The organism is Archangium sp. (genome assembly GCF_036388035.1).
In the GTDB taxonomy this organism is placed as follows: Bacteria; Myxococcota; Myxococcia; order Myxococcales; family Myxococcaceae; genus Archangium.
The window spans coordinates 1-2,861 of record NZ_DASVSO010000991.1 but is presented as its reverse complement, the minus strand read 5'-3'; the positions used below and the strand labels follow the sequence as shown (position 1 = coordinate 2,861).

The 2,861-nt window shown below is 71.5% G+C and carries 4 protein-coding genes; 2 read left to right on the top strand and 2 right to left on the bottom strand.

The window, feature by feature from the left end:
* Positions 1-921 (bottom strand): glutamate-5-semialdehyde dehydrogenase (locus tag VF697_RS41020; protein ID WP_331103886.1); only part of this gene is annotated, 921 nt, incomplete at its 3' end.
* Here VF697_RS41020 and VF697_RS41015 point away from each other — a divergent pair.
* Positions 920-1,258 carry a tetratricopeptide repeat protein gene (locus VF697_RS41015; RefSeq protein WP_331103884.1) on the top strand — a complete coding sequence of 113 codons (339 nt, stop codon included), beginning with the start codon at positions 920-922 and terminating at the stop codon, positions 1,256-1,258. The two genes, VF697_RS41020 and VF697_RS41015, sit on opposite strands and share 2 nt — an antisense overlap.
* Positions 1,259-1,264: 6 nt before the next feature.
* Here the strand turns inward: VF697_RS41015 and VF697_RS41010 are convergent, their stop codons facing one another.
* Positions 1,265-2,311: a hypothetical protein gene (locus VF697_RS41010; RefSeq protein WP_331103882.1), complete on the bottom strand. Its 1,047-nt coding sequence runs from the start codon at positions 2,309-2,311 to the stop codon at positions 1,265-1,267.
* 107 nt (positions 2,312-2,418) lie between these two features.
* Between VF697_RS41010 and VF697_RS41005 the strand changes: the two genes are divergently transcribed.
* Positions 2,419-2,861: hypothetical protein (locus VF697_RS41005; protein ID WP_331103880.1), on the top strand; the 443-nt coding region annotated here is incomplete at its 3' end.

Sequence of the window (2,861 nt, the reverse complement as noted above, 5' to 3'; positions counted from 1 at the left end):
CACCGGCACCCCGGCGCGCCCCAGCACTTCCACCGTGGCCGGGTCGCCGCGCAGCTCCACCCCCTTCGCCACCAGCTCCCGCCCCACCTGGGGCAGGAAGCGCTCCGCCACCGCGCGGTCCACCAGCAGGCACTCGGCGGCGTTGCACACCCCCGGGCGGCTCGTCTTGGCGTTCAATGTAATCCGCGTGGCCATCTCCACGTCCGCCGCCGCGTGCACGTACACGTGGCAGACGCCCTTGTAGTGCTTCACCACCGGAATCCGCGCGTTCTCCGCCACGAAGCGGATGAGGCCCTCGCCGCCCCGGGGGATGCACAGGTCAATCAGCCCCTCCAGCTTCAGCAGCTCCAGCAGCGTCTCGCGCTCGCCCGGGGGGACGGGTTGGATGCACGCGGCCGGCAGCCCCGCCTCGGTGACGCCCGCCGCCAGCGCCGAGGCAATCGCCGCGTTGGAGCGCGCCGCCTCGCTGCCCCCGCGCAGGAGCGCCGCGTTGCCGCTCTTGAGGCACAGCGCCGCCGCGTCGCTCGTCACGTTGGGCCGGGCCTCGTAAATCATCAGCACCACCCCGAGCGGCAGCCGCACCTTGCGCACGTGCAGGCCGTTGGGCCGGTCCCACTCCTCCGTCAGCTCGCCCACCGGGTCCTTCAGGTCGGCCACGGACTCCACCGCGCGGGCCATGCCCTCCACCCGCGAGGCGTCCAGCATCAGCCGGTCCAGGAAGGCGCTCCCCTTGTGGGCGGCGCGCGCGGCCGCCAGGTCCTCGGCGTTGGCCGTGAGAATGGAGGGGAGGGCCTCGCGCAGGTGGCGGGCCATGGCGCGGAGGGCCGCGTCCTTCTGGCCGGTCGGCGCGGTGGCGAGCACGCGGGAGGCCGTCCGGGCGGCTTCGGCGAGGGAGCGCACGTCTTCCTTGGCAACGGACATGCCTCTCCTCTATCACCGGAGCATGAGCGACGCCCGGTTGGAGCAGTTCAAGCAGATGGTGGCCGAGTTTCCCGAAGCGCCCATGGCGCACTTCTCCCTGGGCAAGGCGTACCTGGAGCGCCGCCAGTACGCCGACGCGGCCCGGAGCTTGGAGGAGGCCGTGCGGTTGGATCCCCAGTACGCCGCGGCCATGGTGTCCCTGGGGGATGCCTATACGGGGGCGGGGGAGACGCGGAAGGCCCGCGAGGTGCTCACCCGCGCCCGTGACACGGCGCTCGCCCAGAGCCACGCCAGCCTCGCCGAGGAGATCGACGAGCGCCTGTCCGGGCTGGAGTGAGGCCCGCTACAGCCGCCAGGTGAGGCCCACGCCCGCCACCTGGCGGAAGTAGGAGAGGTCGTTGCGCGGCATCCGTGTGTTGTACAGCGCGTAGGAGAGCTCCACGTCCACGTGCTCGCCCAGGGGCCGCACCAGCTTGAGCGACAGCGAGTTCTGCGCCTCATCGTCCTCGAGCAGGATGATGTCCGGGGAGAAGTAGACGCGGTCCGGGTAGCGGTTGAGGCCCAGCGAGCCCTGGGCCAGCAGCATCAGCTTGGCGGGCAGCCGCACGCCCGCGTTGGCGCTCAGCCGGTGGCGCTGCACCGACTCGCCGAAGCTGTTGGAGCTGTTCTCCTGGAAGGAGTACGTCACCCCCAGCGCCAGCGGGCCCTTGTAGCTGTAGCCCACGCTGGCCAGGAGGGAGCCGTCCTCGCGCCGCCCCGTCCACGGCACGTCCACCTCCGGGGGAGGCCGCCGCGAGATGGCGTAGCGGCGCGTGCCGTACTCACCGGAGACGGAGACGGCATGCCGGCGGTCGATGCGGTAGCGCGCGAGCAGTCCCACCTCGGGGCCGCCGAAGCTGGCGGAGAAGTCCTGACGGTAGAGGAAGCGGTGGGCGCCCGCGCGCAGGCGCAGGGACAGCCGGGCGTCCGGGGCGTACTCGACGAAGGCCGAGGCCGCCAGGTCCGAGTACGCGCGGCCACCTCCGCGCCTGTCCTTGGCCCGTCCCTCCACCCCCACGCCCAGGGACTCGCCCAGGGCGAGCGAGCCCTCCAGCGCGGCGGCCTGCACCAGCACGTCCTCGCTGGCGAAGAGGAGGTACTTGCGCACGCCTCCGTCATAGCGGCCCACGAGCTGCCAGCGGTCCGCGGTGTAGCGGCCCTCGCCCGAGGCGAGCAGGCTGAACACCAGGTCCGTGGCGTCGCGCGTCATGCCACTGCTCGTGACGTCGCGCGGGGCATTGCCGTCCAGCATCATCCGGCCCGTGGCGCGCAGGGCGCCCTTCAGGTCGGCGGCATGCGCGCGGCCGGCGAGCACCAGGAGCACCACGAGCGTGGAGAGGAGCCGGTTCAAACGGGCGCACCATATCCCTTGCGATGGCCGCATGCCCTGTCCACGAGAGGGCAGCCGGCTTGGCGGGGCGGTGACGGCGCGCCCGCACGGCCGCTAGATTCTACCCCATGCGTTTCGCTTCCATACTCTCCGTGTGTGCCCTGCTCTCCACCGTGGCGTGTTCGCCCCCCAGCTTCGTCGCGGAGGTGAAGGGAGAGACCACCGTGCAAGCGGCTCCCGGTGGCCTCGGTCCGCTGCTGGAGGCCTTCCCGGCCATCGGCAACTTCTCCAGCCTCGACTTCAACCAGAACCAGGACTTCCAGAACCAGGGCGTCTCCAAGGACCAGGTGTCCTCGGCGAAGCTCCGCTCCCTCCAGCTCAAGGTGCTCTCGCCGCCGGACCAGGACTTCTCCTTCCTCGACACGCTGGAGTTCTACGCGAAGGCGGGGGACCGGGAGGTGCTGGTGGCCTCCAAGCAGAACATCTCCTCGCTGGGCCTCAAGGCGCCCAACCCGGTGCTGGAGATGGACCTCAAGGACGTGGAGCTCCAGCCCTTCATCACCGCGCCCTC

Excerpts from the sequence above, each read along its gene's own strand:
- VF697_RS41015 (WP_331103884.1), top strand. The coding sequence starts at position 920 with ATGCCTCTCCTCTATCACCGGAGCATGAGCGACGCCCGGTTGGAGCAG.